Source organism: Bifidobacterium sp. AGR2158 (genome assembly GCF_000424225.1).
Taxonomy (GTDB): Bacteria; Actinomycetota; Actinomycetes; order Actinomycetales; family Bifidobacteriaceae; genus Bifidobacterium; species Bifidobacterium anseris.
The window spans coordinates 261,365-282,116 of record NZ_AUJM01000013.1 but is presented as its reverse complement, the minus strand read 5'-3'; the positions used below and the strand labels follow the sequence as shown (position 1 = coordinate 282,116).

Sequence of the window (20,752 nt, the reverse complement as noted above, 5' to 3'; positions counted from 1 at the left end):
CATGAGCGAAAGCACGGAACTGAAAGTCGGCGTGCCGGGGGACACGCGTCTGGAGAAGCTCAACGTCGAACCCCCGAAATCCTGGTTCTCGCGGCTGCCGGTCGTGCGCGACCTGAAGATCGCCGTCGGCTGGCAGAAGGGCATGCTCGTCACCGGCCTCGTCCTGACGGCCTTCTTCCTGATCGTGGCCGTGTTCGCGCCGTGGATCGCGCCGTACGGATACGCGCAGATTAAAGGCGCCGACGGCGTCGCGTTCCCGACGCAGGCGCCCCCGTCGAAGGCGCATATCTGGGGCACGACGGTCGGTGGCTTCGACGTGTTCAGCCGTACCGTCTGGGGTGCGCGAACCGCGGTCATCGCCATCGTCGTGGCGGTGCTGCTGTCGATTTTCGCCGGCGTGTTCCTAGGCCTCGTCTCGGGCTATTTCGGCGGCTGGATCGATCGTGTCTTCGTCGTCATCGCCGACGCCGTCTACTCGTTCCCGTCGCTGCTGCTGGCGATCCTGATGGCGATCATGATCTCCGGCGGACAGTCGAGCCTGTGGGGAGGCATCCTCGCATCCGGCATATCGATCACGGTCGTCTACATCCCGCAGTACTTCCGCACGATCCGCGCCGAGGTCATCCGCATCAAGGATTGCGCCTACGTCGAATCGGCGAAGGTCGTCGGCGCCTCCACCTGGCGCATCATGGGCAGGCATCTGCTCAGGAACTCGACGCGCACGCTGCCGGTCATCCTCACATTGAACTCGTCCGAGGCGATCCTCACGCTCGCCGGTCTGGGCTTCCTCGGATTCGGCATCGAGCCGACCGCCGCAGCCGAATGGGGGTACGACCTCAACCGTTCGGTGGCCGACGTCACGTCCGGCATCTGGTGGACGGCCGTGTTCCCGGGTCTGGCGATCGTGCTCATCGTGCTCGGCATCACGCTCATCGGCGAATCGCTCAACGATCTGGCCGATCCGCGCCTACGTGCACGCAAGTCCGCAGGCGAGGTGATCGGCTCGATCGAGGACACGTCGGTGGATTCCCCGAACCCGAGCGAATCGCTCGCCGCCGTGGCCGAGGAACAGGCGTTGGAGGCCGCCGAGACCGATCCGACCGAACGCGGCGGCGACACACAAACCGTCTCCGACGAGTACATGGTGACGCAGGATCCGCAGATCGCCGTGGTCGTGCGAGACGTGCCCGATGAATCCGAGGGAGTGATCAAACGATGAGTGAACATGACGGACGGAACGCGCAGCCCATGCAATCAGCGCAGCCCGTGCAATCAGCGCAGCCCACGCAATCAGTACGGTCAGATGACGCGCTCGTCGACATCAAGGGCCTGAGTGTGTCGTTCATGACCGATGCAGGTCCCATCAAGGCGATCGACGGCGTTGATTTCGTCATCCCACGCAGGACCGTCGTCGGCGTCGTCGGCGAATCGGGATCGGGAAAGTCGGTGACGGCACGCTCGATCATCCGACTGCTGCCCGAGACGGCGACGACTGGAGGCGCGATCTATCTGCGCGCGGGCGCCGATGGCGAAGGCGTCGACGTGCTCACGATGAGCGGCCGCGACCTGCAGCGGATGCGCGGCGACGCCGCGGCGATGGTATTCCAGGAACCCAACTCGGTGCTCAACCCGGTCTACACGATCGGATGGCAGATCGAGGAGGGTCTGCGCGCCCACGGTCTGACCGACAAGAAGCAGCTGCGCGCGAAGTCGATCGAGATCCTCGACAAGGTCGGCATCCCGGACGCCGCGACACGTGTCGACTACTACCCGCACCAGTTCTCCGGCGGCCAGAAGCAGCGCATCGTCATCGCCATGGCGCTCGTGCTCAACCCCGGCCTCATCCTCGCCGACGAGCCGACGACGGCGCTCGACGTGACGGTGCAGGCCGAGATCCTCGACCTGCTGCGCTTGGCGCGCGACGAGTTCGGCGCGTCGGTGCTCATCATCACGCACAACATGGGCGTCGTCGCCGACATCGCCGATCAGGTCGTCGTCATGTACCGCGGCCATGTCGTCGAACAGGGCAGCGTCGACCAGATTTTCTACGACCCGCAAGCCGACTACACGAAACGCCTGCTCGCGGCGGTGCCGCGCATCGGGCAGCGGCTCGTCGTGCGCGACGCGGCCGGCGACGTCATCGAGCGCAAGGTCGATTGGCGCGCCGAGCCGGTCGTCGTGAAGGCCGAGCACATGGATATCACCTATCCGGGGCGTTTCATGCAGCCCGATTTCAAGGCCGTCGACGACGTGAGCTTCGAGATCCACCGCAGCGAGGTGCTCGGCCTCGTGGGCGAATCCGGTTCCGGCAAATCGACGACCGGCCGCGCCATCGCCGGCCTACAGCGTATCTCCGGAGGCTCGCTCGATGTGCTCGGCATGCAGATGAAAGGGTTCAAGGAGCGCAGATTCAAGCCGCTGCGTGAGCAGATCGGCTTCGTCTTCCAAGATCCGGGCAGCTCCTTCGACCCGTTGATGACGATCCTCGAGAACGTGGCCGAACCGCTTATCGTACATGGACGCTACCGGACCGCGGCCCAGGCGAAGCAGTACGTCGGCGAACTGCTTGAGATGGTGCAGCTGCCGCGCACCTACATGAACCGCTTCCCTCATGAGCTCTCCGGCGGCCAGCGCCAACGCGCGTCGCTCGCGCGCGCGATCGCGCTGAAGCCGAGCCTGCTCATCGCCGACGAGCCCACCTCCGCGCTCGACGTGTCGGTGCAGGCGAAGGTGCTTGAGCTGTTCAAGACACTGCAGGCGGAGATCGGCTTCGCATGCCTGTTCATCACCCATGACCTCGCCGTCGTCGACATGCTCGCCGACCGCATCATGGTCATGCACAAGGGACGCATCGTCGAACACGGCGACGCGTCGCAGATCATGCGGCACCCCTCCGACCCGTACACGAAGAAGCTGCTGGCGTCGCTGCCGGTGCCCGATCCGCGTGAACAGGCCGTGCACCGCGAGGAGTTGCGCGAGCTGCTCGCCAAGGAGGCGTGAATCGTGTCGCATGGCGCGGACGGATCCGTCGGATCCGTCCGCGCCATGCGACACGATTCACGCATTCACTTCGCGTTGATACGCTGCCGGTTCGCCATCGCCAGTTCGCCCAGATAGCGGTAGATCGGCGCGATGTCGAACTTGCGCGGGAACTCGAGCGTGATCTCGTCGAGCGTCTCCGCGCCAGTCTTGCGCTGATAGACGTCCTTGAGATAGGTGATGTTGATCTCGCTGTCGTCGGCGATCGCGCCGGCCGTCTCCACCTCGACGTCGACGATCGCGTCGAGATGGATTGTCTTGTACCGCGCCTTCGCGCCGGTCGCGCCCTGCTTGTCGATGAAGATGATGCGCATGTTCGTGAACACGACGGCGTCACGAATCAGCTGATATCCGTTCGTGATCTGCTCGCCGTTGAACAGGAACGGCCCGTACTGCTGCATGAGCTGGTCGTTGCTGACCTGCTGCAGGTTGCCTGCGAATGCGTTGAATAATCCCATGGGTCACCTTAGATGATGGTCGATTGGGCGGTCGACGTTCCGCAACACTACCGGCGCCGCGGAACGTCGACCGCGTCTGTTGGTGGGGAAGGCGCGTCGTCGTCAGATCTGGTAGCCGTTCGTCTCGTAGTACTGCGGCGAATAACCGAAGGTCGCGTAGAGCAGACCGGGCAGTGTGACGGCGGCCGCGCGCTGCACCGCCTCGTCCTTGACGTCGCCGCCTTCGGGACCGACGACGTCCCAGCGGAAGACGCTCACGGCGTTCGCGTAGCGCGGCCGCATGTACGCCTTGAGCCACGGCTTCGAGACGAACATGACGAGATAGGGGACCTCGCTTTCGAGCAGCGCCTGCACGTCCTCGTCAGGCACGTCGTCGCCTTTCTGTGTGAAGACGATCGTGCCGCCGCCGTCATGCGCCTTGAGCGCGATGTTGAGCTTGACGAGATCCCATGCGCGTGCGCCCGCATACGCCAACGACGTCAGGCAATCGTTCTTCTTGAATTCATCGAGCATGTCCGTCAGTCGCGTCATAGTCAGTCCTTCCTTGCCGCCGTTGCGCGCGCCGGGCGCACGTCTGCGCTCAACGATACACCGTTTGCGCGTCGCACCATGTCCTGTCGCGCGACTGCGCACGATATCATCACCGATGTTTCCAAACGATGTGAGCCGGCAAATGGTCGGCGCGTGTCGAAATCGTTTCGTAATCGCGGGGGAGCGCGCCGGAAACCCGACGTTCAGTTGCGCGAAACCCGGCGTTCCTAGCGTGGTTGCTGTCCGCAGCTCACCCATGGCCGTTTTCGGCATGTCGTAGATGGGGTTCGTTGAGTGAAGTCGTTTCGATGCGGGCACGAAGAGAGAGGCAACCATATGCTTGCGCAGGGCAGGTCCCCAATCCCAATGCATTCCAACGATGACGCCCGTCGCGCGCCGATATGGCGACGTGTGACGGCGGGTGTCGGCGCGATGGTGATGTGCGCGTCGCTCGGCGTGGCCGGCGTCCACACCGCGTTCGCCGACACCACCTCCAGCACGGCCGTGGCCACGGCGGCCGACGTCGTGACGAACGGCGTCATCCCCGCCGGCGCGCTGAGCGTCGTCAACTTCCACCCGGTGTGGGGAGACAAGGAGGCGAACAAGGCGAGCATGATCAAGTACATCGACGAGGCGCACGCCGCCGGCGTCAAAATGATCGTGTTCCCGGAGATGGCGCTCACCGGCTACGTTTCGTCGAGCGATCCCGAATCCGCCGCCTACAGGATGGCCGTCTCCCAGGCCGAGACGATCTCCAGCCCGATCACGCGCGAACTCGCCGACAAGGCCGCCGCATACGGCATGTGGGTCATCTTCGGCACGTCCGAACGCATCCCGGGGGACAGCGAGCACGCCTACAATTCGGCATTCGCCGCCTCACCAGACGGCAAGGTCGTCAGCTACCAGAAGATCGCGCCGGTGGAGGGATCGTGGGCGACGCCCGGCACGACGCCGGTGCTGCTGCCCACCGAGTGGGGACTCGCCGGACTGAGCATCTGCTACGACACCTACGCGAATCCGGAGATCGAACGCTACTACGCCGCGCAGGGCGCGGGCATCCTCATCAATCCGACCGCGACTTCCCGCAGCTACCGAGACATCGACGGCGACGGCGTCAAGGACGGCAAGGGCTGGGAGTGGTACTACCGTAACCGTCTCGAATCGATTGCGTCACGCGACGGCCTCGTCATCGCCTCCGCCGATCTAGTCGGCGCCGACGGCTGCCCAGACGCCGACGGCAAGCAGCCCTATGATTTCCCCGGCGGCAGCGTCATCGTGCGCGGCTCCGCCGACTACTCCGCCGGACAGAACGCCGACGGCACGCTCATCGTCGGTGTTGAAGGTGCGCTGACGAACGCGAAGGACCTGCGGGTGAGTTACCCATCGACGACGCGCGTCGCCAACGACTTCCATCCCGACTACTACGCCAAGTGGTACGCCGAACTCGCCGACAAGCAGGAATCGGGAACGTCGCTCAGCAACTACTACGGTTCCGCGGACGGTCCGCGCGTTGCCGTCGCCAACGTCGCCGGCGTGTGGGCGGACAAGCAGGCGAACGTCGACATGATGGTCAAATACGCCGAACAGGCCGCCGCCGACGACGTCGACCTGATCGTGTTCCCCGAGACCGTGCTCACCGGCTATGACAGCACCGACCCGAAGGGCGACGCCGACGCGCACAGCTCGAACGCGGACGTCAACCGCGTGCTCGCGGCGAGTGATGACTACATGCAGGTGTTGCTCGCCGAAAAGGTCAAGGGCACCGACGGCGACGATACGCGCGGCGAATCGGTCAGGACGATGGCGGACACGGCGAAGCGGCTCGGCATGTACATCGTGTTCGGCCTGCCGGAAATGCCCGACGGCGGCCCGATCGTCGATGCCGACGGCGTGAAGAAGGTCTACAATTCGGCCGCCGTCGCCTTCCCGGACGGGCACACCGAATCGTTCCAGAAGATGCACCGCGCAGGTCAGGAGGAGAAGGTCTGGTCGGTGCCAGGGAACACGCCGCTCATCTTCGAGATGCCCGAATTCACCGGCTCCGATGGCACCGCGCTCAAGGCCGGCGTCAACATCTGCCGCGACGGCCACTTCTATCCCGAACTCGGACGCTACTACGCGGCCAGCGGTGCCGAACTGCTCATCCACCCGACCGCGACGACCGGCAACGCATGGTACCGCGAATCGCGCATCGGCAGCTACACCGACCGTGACGGCCTCGCGGCAGTCACCGCGAACCTGTGGGGACAGGACGGATATCCGCTCGACGCGGACGGCAAGCCGATCTACTCGGTCGACGAGAACGGCGAGACGGTCAGCTCCGGCAAGGAGGTCAAGGGCTACAACTACATGGGCGTCGGACGGGACGCGTTCCGCTCGACGAGCCTGATCATCACCGCATGGAACGGCAAGGACGGCACGCCGTTCGACTACGCGACCGGCTCGGCGCTCGACACCTCCGGCACCGGCGGCGGCGCGACGCCCGAAATCACGAAGGACTGGGCGTTCGGCGAGGGCCTCTACGATCTCGACAACCTCGAAACGCGCACGATGAACCTCAGGAGCGCAGGCTTCCGCATCACGAACTTCCAGGCGAGGCTGTATTCGAAGATGTACGACGCGCTCGCGGCGCGCACGATCGACGGATACACGCCGATGTACGCGACCGGCGGCGCACTCGATACGAGCGCGCTCGCCGACCCGATCGCGAAGGCCCGCCAGGTCGTCGACGCGGCCGAGGGAACGAAGCCTTCCTACACCGATGAGTCGGTGGCCTCGCTCGCCGACGCGCTGCTCACGGCGCAGGCGCTCGCGGACAACACAACGTTCAGCGCCGAACAGCAGCCGCTTGTGACCGCAGCGAAGGACGCGCTCAATGCGGCCTACGATGCGCTGACGCCGGTGACCACGGAGCCGGAGCCGAGCGACAAGCCGACGGACGGCACGGGTGACGCGCCCGGCAAGGATACGGACGGTGCGGCGACGCCGGACGCACCTCGGTCCTCCGACAAGCCGGGTGCCCCCGGCGCGGCCGGAACTGATACGGTCGTCGCGGCAGGGGACGACGGCGCGACGCAGGCGCCGCTGTCCGCCACCGGTTCGTCGGTCGTGGCAGTCATGGCGCTCGCGCTCGCCGTCTCCGGCGCCGGTGTGACGCTGCTGGTGATCCGGCGTCGTGCGAACCGATGCTGAAGGCGTTCCTATGACGTAGGGCGCGGACATACGGATGCGCATGACGGCGGGGTCGGTTTTCGGGAACATCATCCCGGACACCGGCCCCGCCGTCGTGCTCGTGCCTGTCGTCGCCGGCCCGTTGAGAAGAGGTTTGGGTCGTATCTGCGATTTTGGGGTGGGGGTCCGCGAAGGGTACCCACTGATCTGTGCGGTTCTTATCGTTTTTGTGTGTAAATCGCACAGATTGGGGCTTTCAGCGAGGGAGTGCGCGAAGACGCCCACCCCAAAATCTCAGATACGGTTCCAGAATGCTTTGTACTCATACGCAATCTGGGTAGCAAAGAGGACGGCAAGACGAAGTCGCCGGTAAGATCAGAACGCTCAGGCAGAAGAGGAGGTGCCGATGAGGGAAGAGAAAACGCCGGAGACATGTTCGCGTTGCGGGGCGTGTTGTGCTCCGGACGCTGAATTCTGCCGTAACTGCGGTGGCAAATTGCGGACGGCTATGGATTCCGTTAGCGTAACGACCGTTGCGAAGGGAGCGATGCCGCCAATTCCCGCAGTTCCGTTGCCGTCGGTGCCACCACCGGCCGGAATGGGGGCGGCGTCGTCACCTTGCTCGCCTTCCGGCGACCATATGAAGGCTTCGGCCCGCAATCCACGCAAACTGCCGCTGACGATCATCGCGATGGTTGCCGTTGTGCTGCTCGTGATCACCGGATTCGTCGTCACCTATAACCTGCATCTGTGGGGAAGCCATGCGGTGCCGTATTTCAGCGCGGATGACGAGAGCCCGTCGGCAGACGATGTGCTCGCTCGATTACAAGGTGATCGTTTCAACGCGAAGAAACGTCAGGAATTCAGCAAGGAGAAGCGGGGCGCGTATCTGAGGCTTGACGGCGTACAAGAAGGCGAGCGGATCGAACGCACTCAGGAAATCACCGTCGTCGAATCGCTCGGACCCGGCGTGCCGGAAGGGACCATCGGCGAAGATGAGGGGACGGCGACAGAGATCCTGTCCGATATGGGCGTGCCGGTCACGAAGTACACGATGGTATCGGACGATCCGGGCAAAGTCGTCGCCACGTTCCCGCAGGACGGACATGCATTGGAAGAGCGGGACGGCACCGCGAAGACGTCTGCGACGAAGACGGATACCGGCGAAGCGGATGGAACGGATACGGGAACAAACGTGGGTGAGGCCGCCCCCGATTCGCCCGATGGCATCAAGTTCGCCGTCGGGGTCAAAGGCGATGGCGTGCCGGTGGAGGTCTATGGCGTGGCGCAGGCCGAAGCCGAGCGTCTGCTCAGATCGCGTGGATTCGAGGTCGGGGTGAAACTAGTGCCCGCCGACCGCGACATGATCGGTAAGGTGGTGCGCACCGAACCGCAGATCGGCAAGGAGTCGGCGGCCTCCCGGGCGACGATGTACATCGGGGCGAACGCGAAGGATCTGCGTGCATCGATGATGATCACCGCCGACGGCGTCGAGGAGAGCGAGCTGTATCACGGCAAGACACCGTCCGATTTGTCCACGCTGATAGGGCAATGGTGCACCGACGCCGGTGATTGCGTCGAACTGGCGCCGACGGATTCCACCAATGAGGGAACGCAGCCGGTGCGCTACCTGCAGATGAAACGGGACGGCGAACACGTCGGCGCAGAACGGCTGGACAACCTCCCCGGGGTGCACTATATGCCCGACTATGATGTGGACAAGCCGGAAGGGGCGTTCAGATACCAGCTCGGCACCGGAAGCACCGGCGTCCTGGACATCTACGACACGAACCAGCTTGCGCTGTGCGGCACGCAGCCAAGGAACGGGGTCGGCTGGTATTGCGACCACGGCACCCCGAAGAGCTGGGAGGAGTCGGACGACGACGGCCGGCAGCACAAGGACAGCGGACTGGTGTATCGCATGAGCGATTATCTGATTGTTGTGCCGGTGGACGCCGACATCGCGAGTGTGAGTCGAAGCGGGTATTTCGTGCAATCCGACGAGAAGACGGGGCAGGCGGATGCCGACCGGCCGTATCTGCTGATTCGCGACCCCCGGCTCTATGATGCCGATGACCGCGAAGTGAGCGCCCTCTCCATGGATGGTGGGATGGCGGTGGTCAATCCGTTCATCCCGACTGAATCCGGCTCTCCGAAGATGAAGTTCGCTCCGGCTCCGAGCGCCGAATCCGCGTATTACCTCGTGCAGCCGTCACCTTTCGATTGGACGGCGATGGGTGAGGGTGAAGCGGTCTGCGATGAGCAGGGCTGCGATGTGGCGACGAAGGCGCCGGTAAAGCAGAAGGCCGCCGACATGACGATCGCGCAGATCCGATCCGCGGTCAAGCGCGGCGATTTCACTCCGATCGCCGGCAGATACTGTCAGAAGAAAACCGGTGACTGCCTGACGTTGGACGATGATGGCACAGTGACCGGTCCGCGCAGCGGCTATGTGAAGCATGACGCGATGTCGACGACGCTCACCATCCAGTCGTCGGTGAGGGCAACGTGGTTCCCGGAAGGCACGGTGAAGGATCATGCGCTGGAATTGAAGGCGCCGGAATCGGACACCTACTGCATGAACGATCGAGCCGGGGAGAACCAAGGCGAGGCCTGTCTGTCCGGCGACTACGCCTACGGTTCCGACATCCGGCAGCCGCTTACTTTGACCTATTACGCGAAGGGCCTTGATCTTTCGCAGCATGACGAATACGATCAGTACGCCTTCTACGGGGTGACGCCGCCGGATCCGGACACGCCGTTCCTGCATCGTCCGGAAGCATTGCGGCCGCCTCCCCCCGCCGACGAAAACGTCTATTACCTCGTCGACTGACGGCCGTCCCGTCCGATTCCCGTGAAGATTCGCCGCGATTGCTTGCCGGAGCGGCGAAACGACTACGCTGGAGTCTATGGGACATGACATGCCGATCGAGGGGACGACGCCGGAACCGACCGATGAGCCGCAATGGGTCATGTGGACGTTGCAGCGGCTGTCCGGCTCGCCGTTCCGCGCGAAGTTCCGGCTGTCGGATGCTGACCTCGCCTATGCGCGCGCGAAGGGTCGTGTGACGATTGACCGTCACGCCCATGAGATGCTGCGTGCGCGCGTCGGCGACGCCCGGCCGATCAAGGACGGCAAACAGACGCCGTGGAAAGGTCATCCGGTGTTCACGGCGCAGCATGCGACGGCCACCTGCTGCCGCGGCTGCATCATGCGTTGGCATCACATTCCCAAGGGGCGCCCGCTCACCGATGCGCAGATCGACCGTCTCGCCGCGCTCGTCATGGCGTGGATCGACCGTGATCTGTGCGACCATCCGATGCAGCCGCAGCTGCCGATCGAGACCGCGGCGTCCGCTGCGACGCCCGTCGAGTCTCCGCGGCCGAAGCCGACGTCGACCGCGACGATGGATCCGCTGTTCTGATCTGTGATCAGCCGGCGCGCCGTGCCGCTGCTACGATGGCGGTTGTGCCCAATGAATCCCTCGAACTCCAGCGCAGTGGGCCTTCGGCCACCGCCGTCGTCCTCGACTATTTCGGTACGCTCGTCGATTGGCGCCCCGAACGCATCGTCTCCTTGTTCTATCCGTCCGGCGTGACCGCGATGTTCTTCGACGTCGCCGACCCGCACGGCTACGACTACTATCGCCGCCGCGCAATCGAAGGTTGGGATGACGAGCGGATCATCGATGACTATTCCCGTGAGCATGGTCCCGCCGTTGGCTGGATCATGCGGCTGCTGCTCGAGAACCGCACGCTGGGCTTCTATGATATGCCCGAAGGCGTTCCGACGGCGCTGCGTGAGCTGCACGCCGCCGGCGTCCGCCTGTACGGATTCGCGAACTGCTCGCGTCGCGCCGTCGACCTCATGCATGCGAAATACCCGTGGCTGAGTCTGCTTGACGGCACGATCGACAGTCGTCTGACGGCCTCCGAAGCCGCCGCGACCTTCGATCTCGACCCCGTTTCCACCGCATTCGTCACGACCGATCCCTTCCGCGCCGCCGCCCTTGGCGCCGCAGGGCTGCATGCGTGTGCGGTGATTGCGCAAATGACGCCATCCGATTGCTTACGGCGCTAGCGCTGGCGCGCGCCGCGCTTCTCAGGCTTCGCTGCCCATGCGCTCCTCGAGGTAGTCACGCAGCAGGCGGGCGTGGTTGACGTCGGGGTCGCGCGCGCCGTAGACGAGCGTGACCTTCGGATGGTCGCGGATGATCTGTTCGAGCTCCTCGACCGCCGGGTTCGCGTCGAGCTCGCGCCGGTAGCTTGCGGCGAACTCAAAGATTCGGTTCGGATCGTGGCTCCACGCCTTGCGCAGCTCGGTGCTCGGCGCGATCTGCTTCATCCACAGGTCGAGATGCTCGCGTTCCTTGGACACGCCGCGCGGCCACAGCCGGTCCACAAGGATCCGGTAGCCGTCGTCTTCGTCCGCCGGCGCATACGCGCGCTTGATCATCAACTTCGTCATATCCGCCAGTCTAGGATCCGCATCCGGCAGCGCAACCGATGTTCGCCCGCCACGCAACGGTTCCGTCCGTGTGTCCGTACCGTCGCCGCCTCCTCGGCCTGCGCACCGCCCTTTCGCTACAATGGGAGGCGGCATGCCCGCGGACGAGCGGGTGCGCGGAACGATGCGAGAAAGGCGGCCGATGGCGGATGTGAGGACCGAGCTCGCGCAGCTGCGGCCGGTGTACGAGACCGGCGTGCTGCGCATGCTGCTGCACAAGTACGCGGACGTCTACATCGCGATGCTGCGCTCATGCTTCGATCCGCTGACCGCCGAAGTGCCGCAGGAACGGCTGCTGTCGCGCATGCGCGAGGCAATCGGCGAACTGGCCGCCGCCGGCGAATACACGCCGCGCGAAGGTGAGGACGACATGATGGCCGCCCGCCGCATCCTCAAGGAACTCAAATCCGAGGACGCCGGCGACTACGCATGGATCGCCGATTCGATGGACCGCCGCCAGCACCGCGTCATGTGCCGCCTCACGCAGCGCGCGCACCGCGCGATTGAGGCGCTCGCGACGCTGCAACGGCGCACCGTCTCGTTGTCGGGCGCGCAGGTCAATTCGATCATCATGGAGATCGAGAACGCGCGCAAACAGCTCACCGTGAACGTCGGTGAACGCATCGAACTGCTGGAGGCCGAGATCGCGCAACGCCAACGGCAGATTGACGAGCTCAAGGCGCACGGCATTGAGGATCGTCCGACACGCGAACAGGTCTCCGACATCATCAACGTCGTCTACAACACGCTGCGCGGCGTGCCGGTGGATCTGCGCGAACTCGTCATCGCCGAGCGCGACAACGGCGACGCTCTGCGCCGGCGCATCGACGACGGCACGATGAGTGGCGACGAGATGCTCACGTTCTACCATGAGCAGTTCGACCGCGTCTACAATCTCAGCGACGAAGGCCGCCGTTTCAACGACGCGTTCCAGGTGATGTACGCGCCGGAGAGCCGCGCCGAACTCAACGAGGCGCTGCAGGACATCTCGAACAGCGAATGGCTGCACGGTGAAGCCGACGATTTGATGAGCGTCGTCAACCGCGAATTCGACGACATCTACCGCGGCATCGACGACGTGCGCCGCCAGATCCGCGTCACCGACGAAAGCATCCGCCTGATCGTGCGACAGCAGACCGACATGCAGTTCCGCACGATGTCACGCGGCCTCGCAAAACTCTTCACCCGGCTCAGCGATGCGGCGCGCACGAAGCCGAAACAACGATTCGACGCCGGCATCGCCGAGGCGTCGCTGCCGACGCTGCGTCGACGCCCGAGGCGGACGCCGGCGCGCGCCGTTGCGCCCGCGCTCGTGCAGGCACCGGCCGCGGCAATCGCCGATCTGGCCGCGATCGTCGCAGCCGGCGGTCCGCGCGTGCGGCACATGGTCGATCTGATCGCCGCGAATCCGGTGCGCCGCGGCGACGACGTGGACATGGCGGCGAGTTTCAATGCGCTGGACGCCGACGAACGTAGGGAAAGCGAAGTCGTTGGCTTCCTCAGTTATTTCGGCGGCAGTCATTTCGGCAGTGATGCTGAGACGGACATGCACGGCGAGGGTGAACGCGTCTGGCGTTGCGTCGGCAGCGACGGGCGCGAACGTCGGTGGCGCACGCGCGCGCTGCTCGTGCCACACGAGGCGCTCGACGACTTCCTCAGACAGACGGACGTCACACCGATGGCGGCCGCGATGCGCGATGATGATTTGCGCGATGATGATTTGCGCGACGACGATGCGCACGACACAACGATGACGATATGACGAATGACGATACGACGAATGACGATACGACGAGCGGCCGGAGATCCGGCCGGGGAAAGCGAGGAACGGTGGCAGAGGCGATGACGAATCCGAACAACGACGCCGGCATGGACGCCGGCGTCGTCTGTGCGACGAGCGGCGGCGATTGGCGTGAGGGCGTCGAGGACGGCGCGGGCGTCGCCGATCTTGCGAACGTGCATGCGTTGTTCGACGGCGACGTCGGCGACATGCCGGCGCCGGCGCGCGAGGCGGCGATCGCACTCAAGCGCAACCGTGCGATCAGCGGCGACCTGTACCGGCAGGCGCGCGACTACATGGACGATGTGCGCCGCTCGCTCAACAACGATATGCTCGTGCCGGTCGTCGACGAATACTACGAGGTCATGTACGCCGAGCCGATCCGCGCAGACGAGTATGCGCTTCGATCGCTCAAGACGCGCGTGACGCTCAGTGCCGAGGAGGCGGTCGTTGTCGCGATGCTGCGCCGCAAGGTGCTCGAATATGAGAACGTGGGCGTCGACGCGGACTCGTGGATTGTCTCGCGCGAGGAGATCGTCCAGTCGCTGAGCGTCGGCGGCGGTCCCTTTGCCGGCCGCAACAGCGAGGAGGCGGTCATCGCGCGCGCCGACCGGCTCATCGGCGCGATGCGCACCTACGGATTCCTTGAGGACGGTGCCGACGACGCGATGTACGTGATCACGAAGCTCGTGCCCGTCGTGCTCAACGCCGACCGCATCAACCGCTGGCTCGGATTGGACGACGAGGACAGCGACGACGTTCGCGCCGATGATCGCGCTGCCGGTCGCGCTGCCGACGTCCACGACGATGTCACGACGCCGAACGACGGGCAAGCGAACGGTGCCGACAACGCGGACGAGGCGCCCGAAGTGGATGACGACGGCAATTTCGGTGACATCCTCGGCATCATCGGCGCATCCGACGATGCGACCGACGATATCGACGATGTGACCGATGATGCCAGCGACGATGACGATGACGATGCCGGCGACGTGATCGATGCCGCCGACGACGATGCAGCGTCCAACGATGCCGACGATGAATCGGCAGCCGCCGCATCCGCGCACGACGACCCGATGACGGAGGAGGTGCTGTTTTGAGCGCGACGACCGATGATCTGTACACGCCGATCGAGCTGCTGCCGCGGCATTGGATGCTCAAGGAACGCCAGCTCGTCAACTGGGGGTCGTATGACGGCCGCCACGTCTTCCGTCCGTCGATGGCCGAGGACGGCACGGTGACGCTGCTGACCGGGCAGAGTGAATCGGGCAAGTCGACGCTTGTCGACGCGCAGGTCTCGTTGCTGTACCCGGCGAACGCCGCGTTCAACAAGGCATCGAACGCCGGCCGTTCCGATCGTTCCGACTACTCGTATCTGCTCGGCCTGCGCGGCATCCGCAACAACAACGGCCACGACGAGCCGCTGTATCTGCGCGGCCGTGACAACGCCGGCGACCCCTACGCCGTCTGGGGCGCGATCGTCGACGAATACGAGGACACGGCGAACAGCGGCTCGCTGTGGATTGCGAAGTTCATGTGGCTGCCGGCGGACGGCACGTCGGAGTCGATGACGAAACTGTACGCCGTCTGTGAACGGCCGCTCGACCCCGTCCTGCTCGACGCGCGGCGCGACGAGAAATTCACGATTCCGATGCTCAGGCAGCTCTATCCGGGCGTCGTCGCCTACAACTCCGCCCGGCAGTTCCACGAGGACGTGTGGAAACGCTTCGGGCTGACCGAGGCCGCGTGCAGGTTGTTGCACCGCATGCAGGCGTCGGACGCGCCGTCGCAGCTCGACGACATTTTCCGCAAGGGCGTGCTTGACGAGCCGCGCGCGATCCGCTCCGGCCGCGACGCCGTCGAGGACTATGAACAGTACGCGCAGAACTTTTCGAGCATGGAACGCAACCGCACGCGCGTGCGCAGCCTTGAGACGATCATCGACGAATACGACCAGTACGAGGCCGCCGACTGTGGCGTGCGCGAGCTGCGCGCGATCGACCCCGAACATGACACGACAGGCGAACTGCGCGCGCAGTGGCTCGACATGCGTCTGACGCAGGACGTCGCCGATGTGCTGCCGCAGTACGAGATCCTCGCCGAACGCAGCGCCGCCGACGTCGACGAGACGCGTGCGCGCGTCGCGCGGCTCGACGACGAGGTCGCCTCGCTCATCCGTCAGCTCAGCGGCTCCGGCGGCGACGAGATCGAAGGGCTCGAACGCAAGCTCGCGCAGGCGAAGCAGGACATGGGCCGCGTCACCGAACGCGCCGAGAAGCTCGCGCCGTATTTCACGAAGGCCGGCGAACAGCTGCCCGCCACACGCGAGCAATGGCAGCGGCTCGCCGATGACTACGCGGCGCGCGAAGACTCCTACGAGAGCCGCCGCGCCACGCTCAGGCAGCGGCAGTACGAGGCCTTCGACGCACACAAGCAGGCGCAGGAACGGCTCGACGAGCTCAACCGCGACTACGCGCGCAAGGAACGTTCGCGCACGCGCATCACGAAGGAGATGGACGAGACGCGTGCGATGATCGCGCGCGCCACCGGACTGACGGCCGCCGAACTGCCGTACGTCGCCGAACTGATGGACGTCGCCGACGATGCCGAGGACTGGCGCGCGGCGATGAACGTCGTCTACGCGTCGATCGCGCCGATCCTGCTCGTCGACCGCCGTTACGAGGACGGCTTCGCAGCGAAGGTCTCGACGATTCCGCGCGAGGCGATGCCGCGGCGCAACTGGCAGTTCGTCGACACCGACATCGACGTTGATATTGACGCTGACGACGCCGCGCCGCGCGAAGGATGGCTTTCTGGCAAGCTCACGTTCAACGACGAGTCGCCGTTCGCCGCATGGGTGCGCCGCCGCGTCGCTGACCCGCGCACCGACGCGCGCTGCGTTGAGGCGATCGACGACCTCGACGAGCACGGACGTCAGGTGCAGCGCGACGGCCAGATCAAGGATGGCCGCCGCGGCAGCCACGGCACGAAGGGCATCGCGGCCGTCATCGGCTTCGTCACTGAACGCTACCTCGACGAGCTGCGTCGTGAGATCGCGCAGGCCGGCGACGCGCTCGCGCACGCCGACGCCCACGTCAAGGAACTCGACGCCGAGGCGCGCGGGATCGAGACGGCCCACGCGCTCGCCGAACGACTGCGCGACTACAGCTGGCAGGACGTCGACGCGAACGGTGTGCAGCTGCGGATCGAGGCGCTGCTGACGAGGATCGATGAACTGCGCGACGACCCGCAGATTGCGCAGATCAGCGCCGCGCTCGACGGTGCCAAGCAGGAGCTCGCGAAGGCGCGCGCCGCCGCATACAGCGCCGAGGACGACCATCGGCGCGCGCAGGCGGCGCTCGCGACGGCACGCCAATGGATCGCCGAACGCGCACAGCTGGGCACGGGCGGTCTGCCGGCCGTCGACGAGGCGTGCGCGACATTGCTCGAACGCTGCTACCTCGCCTATTTCGGCGACGGCACGAAGGAGGCGGGCGAACGCGTCCGCCGCCTGCTCGCCCTCGACGATCAGGCGAGCGGCTCGCACGGCGGACACGCGCGCGCGAACGCGACGTCGGCGCGCCGCTTCATGGAACTCAAGACGTCGGTCACCGACGGCGTGCGTACCAGAATCGGCGAACTCGTCGCGCAGCGCGACGCGCGACGCCGCTCATGCGAGGCGAGCATGCGCGCCTACCTCGACCAGTACGCGTCCAGCGATGCACGCATCGACGCCGACGTTGAGAACGCGCGGTACTTCATGCACGATCTCGAGGAGCTCAAGCCGAACATGATCGGCGACGAGGCGGTGCACGTCGAATACTTCAACTCGCTCAACAAGATCTACCAGGACCTCGCCGAGCTGCAGCAGATGCTCAAGGCCGACACACAGCGCATCCGCGAACAGATCGACAAGATCAACCGGCTGCTCGAACGCTACCCCTTCGGCGCGCGGCGCGGCCGACTGTCGATCGTCGTGCAGGTGCGCAACCCGGACGCCGCGTTCCTCGCCGCGCTCGGCAGGCAGATCGAGCAGATGAGCGCGTTCCGCGAAAACGGCGGCAACGACGTCGAACGCTGCAAGCGGCTGTTCAACGGATGCGCGCCGTTCATCGCACAGCTCAAGGAGAGCTTCGACGAGTTCGCCGGCACCGGACACGGCAACGCGAACCTCGACCCGCGACGACGTTCGCGCTTCTTCGGATCGGTGGCGCACTCGGACGGCCAGATCGAACATATCAACTCGACCGGCGGCGGTTCCGGCGGCTATCTGCAGGAGCTCACGTCTTTCGCGTATGGCGCGGCGCTCATGTATCTGCTCGCCAACGACAATGCGACGCGGCCGTCGTACGCGACCGTCTTCCTCGACGAGGCGCTCATCAAGGCCGACGGCCAGTACACGCGCCGCGCGCTGAGTGTGCTGCCGGGTCTGGGATTCCAGGTGATCGTCTCGGCGCCCGAATCGAAGACGAACGAGATCATGGGATCGGCGTCGAAAACCGTCATCGCGAGGAAGGACCCGGACAGCGGCCGCACGGTGCTCGAAAACACGTGGATCGACGACGATGAGGACGCTGCTGACGATGCCGCTGCTGCTGACGCCGCCGCGCCGCGCGACGGGGAGCGCTGATGGGCGGGGGTACCGCGCATCCGCAGGGCACGGCGACACCCGACGACCTGCGCCGATGGGTCGCGCGGACCGTCGAACGCGAGATGTTCGCCGTCGATGACCCGTGGCCGCGCACGAAGGCCGTGCAGTGGCCGAAGGAGGCGATGCTCGTCTCCGACGTCAACGCCGTGCACGACGCGAACAACGCGCTCAAGGACTTCGCAGCGCGCTACGGCTGCGACGTGACGTTCACGGCACGCCGACTCGGCGCGCGCGTCATGCTCATCGACCACGTCACCGTGCCCGATGAGCAGGCGGCGCTCGCGATCGCCGGCGGTCGGCTGCGCCACGCACGCGAACGGGTGCTCGCACGCGCCGCGCAGATCGAGCAGACGTGCGGCGTGGCGCCTGAGGTCGCGATGCGCGCGGTGCAACGCCTCGGCGACGAGACGGACGTCGACTTCGCGCTGTTCACGGCGGCGGCCGCATGGTTCGGTGCGCATGACAACGTAGTCGCGGCGATGACGGCGCGCGAGGTGCCGCTTGAGGGATTCTCGGCGAAATGGCTCGGGGGCGCGCGCTCGCGGCGGCGGGCGGCGATCTGCACGGTGCTCGGCGTTGACGCGCTGCTGTTGCGCGAACGTCCCGAGGAGCTGCGCTACCGCTACCTCGATCCTGCGGCGGCCGGCGCTCCCGACCGCATCGCCGTGACGCCGCAACGTGAACCGGAACATTCGGTGCGCCGCGCGATCATCGTGGAGAACAAGGACACGTATCAGGCGATGCCGGCCTTCGCCGACGCGCTGTGCGTGTTCGGGTCGGGCTTCGCCGCCGTGCGCGCCGCGCGGCTGCTGCCGTTCCTCGCCGACTGCGACGTCGTGTATTGGGGAGACCTCGACGCGGTCGGTTTCGAGATCCTTGCCGCCGTGCGCGCCTCCGGCGTCGACTGCATGAGCATCCTGATGGATCGGGCGACTTATACGCGCTACATGCGCTTCGGCACGCGGCTCGACGCGCACAGCCGCGCAATCGGCGCGTGTGAGCCATTGGCGGCTTCGGCGATGCGGCTCGACGACGACGAATATGCGCTCTACTGCGCGCTGTGCACGCCCGGGGAGATGGAAGTGCCGCGCATCGAGCAGGAACGCATCCCGATTGCGTGCGCCGTGGAGGCGCTGCGGTCGATCGGCTGGTGAGGGCGGCGCAACATCGGACATATATGGCATCCGGGAATGTGCGAGTCGTGCGCGGAATCAAGACGGCGCGTGTGGGATTCGCAACGCTCCTTTAGGATGGAGAACATGGCAAACGAGAACGAACCCACGCCGATGGACATGACGGGCGGTAACGCCCAGTTGCCGTACGGCGACACAGCGAATGGACAGCTGGGATCGGGCGGCGCCACCAATGCGGCAGGCGCGCCCAGCCAGCCGGAGTATGGCGCCTATGCCGATCCCGGCATGAGCGACGACGAACGCTACCCCTTCGGCAAGCCGGAGCGGCCGGCGGCGGACGCGGCAACACAGTCCGCACAGTCCGCACAGCCGGGGCAGTACCCGCAGGCGCCGTATCCGGGCGTGCAGTATCCGAGCGACCCTTATGGGCAGCAGAACAACCCTTACGCCCAGCAGCAGGGCAATCCCTACGCGCAGCAAGGCGGCTACTACGGGCAGCCGGATCCTTACGGCACGAATCGCCAACGGTATCAGGATTATGAGCGCCGCACCGGCACGCCGGAGGGCAACGGCTACGACGGCATGTGCATCGCCGGTTTCGTGATGTCGCTGATCATTCCGCTGTTCGGCCTCATCTTCTCGATCATCGGACTCGTCAACGTGCAACGCAACGGCAAACGCGGACGCGGATTCGCGATCGCCGGCCTCATCATCAGCGTGCTGTCGTTCCTCATGTCCTTCCTGATGCTGAGCACCGGCATGCTGCAGCACATGGTGACCATGCTGTCGTGATGCGCCGCGCGGCGTGAGATATGCGCTGTGATGTATAGTGGCATCATCCGCGTTCCCGCGGGCGACCGCGGGAAGAAGTACGGGAATTCGGGCGGCGACCGGTGACGGTCGCCGCCCGAATTGCGTCAGATGCCGAGTTCGTCGGTGTCGAAGAGGATTGTGACGGGGCCGTCGTTCGTCAGCGAAACGTTCATATGCGCGCCGAAGCGGCCGGTCTTCACATCGAGTCCCTGCGCGCGCAGCGCGTCGTTGAAGGCGAGCCAGACCTCCTCGGCATGCGCGGGCGCGCCGGCGGCGACGAAACTCGGACGGTTGCCTTTGCGCACGTTGCCGTAGAGCGTGAACTGCGAGATCGACAGGATCGCGCCGTCGACGTCGTGGATCGAACGGTTCATTCTGCCGTCCTCGTCCTCGAAGACGCGCAGATTCGCGATCTTATGGGCGAGCCAGTCGACCTGCCGTGCGCCGTCGGAGTCGGCGACGCCGACGAGCAGCATGTAGCCGACGCCGATGCCGCGCTCGGGGAAGGTCGGATCAAGTTCGCCGCTGGATTCGTCGGTCACGGTCACGGCCGCCCGACTCACTTTCTGGAGTACAACGCGCATGCCTGCACTGTAGCGCGCATGGCGGAACGACGATGGCGCCCCGCGGCAAAATCGCCACGGGGCGCCATCATATGTGCGAGCGCGT

13 protein-coding genes and 2 pseudogenes are annotated in these 20,752 nt (G+C 65.5%); 11 read left to right on the top strand and 4 right to left on the bottom strand.

Features of this window, described 5'->3' with window-relative positions; genetic code table 11:
• Window position 1: 1 nt before the first annotated feature.
• Window positions 2-1,219 (top strand): ABC transporter permease, encoded by a 1,218-nt coding sequence (locus G606_RS0105875; RefSeq protein ID WP_026645173.1) that lies wholly within the window; start codon window positions 2-4, stop codon window positions 1,217-1,219.
• 125 nt (window positions 1,220-1,344) lie between these two features.
• Window positions 1,345-3,000 carry a dipeptide ABC transporter ATP-binding protein gene (locus G606_RS0105870; RefSeq protein ID WP_051198649.1) on the top strand — a complete coding sequence of 552 codons (1,656 nt, stop codon included), beginning with the start codon at window positions 1,345-1,347 and terminating at the stop codon, window positions 2,998-3,000.
• A 65-nt stretch (window positions 3,001-3,065) separates the two neighbouring features.
• Here G606_RS0105870 and G606_RS0105865 read toward each other — a convergent pair whose 3' ends face one another.
• Complete coding sequence (locus G606_RS0105865; protein ID WP_026645171.1) at window positions 3,066-3,497, bottom strand: PH domain-containing protein; 432 nt, start codon at window positions 3,495-3,497, stop codon at window positions 3,066-3,068.
• A gap of 102 nt (window positions 3,498-3,599) precedes the next feature.
• Window positions 3,600-4,028: a hypothetical protein gene (locus tag G606_RS0105860; RefSeq protein ID WP_026645170.1), complete on the bottom strand. Its 429-nt coding sequence runs from the start codon at window positions 4,026-4,028 to the stop codon at window positions 3,600-3,602.
• Between the two features lie 366 nt (window positions 4,029-4,394).
• Here G606_RS0105860 and G606_RS0105855 point away from each other — a divergent pair, with 366 nt between their 5' ends.
• The 4 genes and pseudogenes from G606_RS0105855 (at window position 4,395) to G606_RS10105 (ending at window position 11,280) form a co-directional block, all read left to right on the top strand.
• Window positions 4,395-7,220 carry a carbon-nitrogen hydrolase family protein gene (locus G606_RS0105855; protein ID WP_051198611.1) on the top strand — a complete coding sequence of 942 codons (2,826 nt, stop codon included), beginning with the start codon at window positions 4,395-4,397 and terminating at the stop codon, window positions 7,218-7,220.
• A gap of 379 nt (window positions 7,221-7,599) precedes the next feature.
• Window positions 7,600-10,032, top strand: coding sequence for a hypothetical protein (locus G606_RS0105850; protein ID WP_196800006.1), 2,433 nt, complete (start codon window positions 7,600-7,602; stop codon window positions 10,030-10,032).
• A gap of 76 nt (window positions 10,033-10,108) precedes the next feature.
• A pseudogene (locus G606_RS10110) lies at window positions 10,109-10,519 on the top strand (DUF4186 domain-containing protein); the annotation flags it as partial.
• A 149-nt stretch (window positions 10,520-10,668) separates the two neighbouring features.
• A complete protein-coding gene (locus tag G606_RS10105; protein ID WP_051198604.1) occupies window positions 10,669-11,280 on the top strand; it encodes an HAD family hydrolase in 612 nt (203 codons plus the stop codon).
• A 21-nt stretch (window positions 11,281-11,301) separates the two neighbouring features.
• Here G606_RS10105 and G606_RS0105835 read toward each other — a convergent pair whose 3' ends face one another.
• Window positions 11,302-11,667: a DUF488 domain-containing protein gene (locus G606_RS0105835; protein ID WP_026645167.1), complete on the bottom strand. Its 366-nt coding sequence runs from the start codon at window positions 11,665-11,667 to the stop codon at window positions 11,302-11,304.
• Window positions 11,668-11,848: 181 nt separating this feature from the next.
• On the opposite strand from G606_RS0105835, the gene G606_RS10100 reads away from it, so the two are divergent.
• The 5 genes and pseudogenes from G606_RS10100 to G606_RS10720 all read left to right on the top strand — a co-directional run bounded on the left by G606_RS10100 (window position 11,849) and on the right by G606_RS10720 (window position 20,062).
• Complete coding sequence (locus G606_RS10100) at window positions 11,849-13,468, top strand: DUF3375 family protein (RefSeq protein ID WP_081664072.1); 1,620 nt, start codon at window positions 11,849-11,851, stop codon at window positions 13,466-13,468.
• A 107-nt stretch (window positions 13,469-13,575) separates the two neighbouring features.
• A pseudogene (locus G606_RS10095) lies at window positions 13,576-14,230 on the top strand (DUF4194 domain-containing protein); the annotation flags it as partial.
• 352 nt (window positions 14,231-14,582) lie between these two features.
• Window positions 14,583-18,116, top strand: a complete 3,534-nt coding sequence (locus tag G606_RS0105820) for an ATP-binding protein (protein ID WP_034523770.1) — start codon at window positions 14,583-14,585, stop codon at window positions 18,114-18,116.
• A complete protein-coding gene (locus tag G606_RS10090; RefSeq protein ID WP_231371434.1) occupies window positions 18,116-19,291 on the top strand; it encodes a DUF3322 and DUF2220 domain-containing protein in 1,176 nt (391 codons plus the stop codon). Before G606_RS0105820 ends, G606_RS10090 begins: the two co-directional genes overlap by 1 nt.
• A gap of 105 nt (window positions 19,292-19,396) precedes the next feature.
• The gene (locus G606_RS10720; RefSeq protein ID WP_196800005.1) at window positions 19,397-20,062 is read left to right on the top strand and encodes a DUF4190 domain-containing protein; all 666 of its coding nucleotides are present in this window, start codon (window positions 19,397-19,399) and stop codon (window positions 20,060-20,062) included.
• Between the two features lie 125 nt (window positions 20,063-20,187).
• On the opposite strand, the gene dtd is transcribed toward G606_RS10720, so the two are convergent.
• Window positions 20,188-20,667 (bottom strand): D-aminoacyl-tRNA deacylase, encoded by a 480-nt coding sequence (gene dtd, locus G606_RS0105805; protein ID WP_026645164.1) that lies wholly within the window; start codon window positions 20,665-20,667, stop codon window positions 20,188-20,190.
• Window positions 20,668-20,752 lie beyond the last annotated feature (85 nt).

Bases quoted from the DNA above. Each gene is read 5' to 3' on its own strand.
- G606_RS0105875 (WP_026645173.1), top strand. From the start codon at position 2: ATGAGCGAAAGCACGGAACTGAAAGTCGGCGTGCCGGGGGACACGCGT.
- G606_RS0105870 (WP_051198649.1), top strand. From the start codon at position 1,345: ATGACCGATGCAGGTCCCATCAAGGCGATCGACGGCGTTGATTTCGTC.
- G606_RS0105865 (WP_026645171.1), bottom strand. From the start codon at position 3,497: ATGGGATTATTCAACGCATTCGCAGGCAACCTGCAGCAGGTCAGCAAC.
- G606_RS0105860 (WP_026645170.1), bottom strand. From the start codon at position 4,028: ATGACGCGACTGACGGACATGCTCGATGAATTCAAGAAGAACGATTGC.
- G606_RS0105855 (WP_051198611.1), top strand. From the start codon at position 4,395: ATGCATTCCAACGATGACGCCCGTCGCGCGCCGATATGGCGACGTGTG.
- G606_RS0105835 (WP_026645167.1), bottom strand. From the start codon at position 11,667: ATGACGAAGTTGATGATCAAGCGCGCGTATGCGCCGGCGGACGAAGAC.
- G606_RS10100 (WP_081664072.1), top strand. From the start codon at position 11,849: ATGGCGGATGTGAGGACCGAGCTCGCGCAGCTGCGGCCGGTGTACGAG.
- G606_RS10090 (WP_231371434.1), top strand. From the start codon at position 18,116: ATGGGCGGGGGTACCGCGCATCCGCAGGGCACGGCGACACCCGACGAC.
- G606_RS10720 (WP_196800005.1), top strand. From the start codon at position 19,397: ATGGCAAACGAGAACGAACCCACGCCGATGGACATGACGGGCGGTAAC.
- dtd (WP_026645164.1), bottom strand. From the start codon at position 20,667: ATGCGCGTTGTACTCCAGAAAGTGAGTCGGGCGGCCGTGACCGTGACC.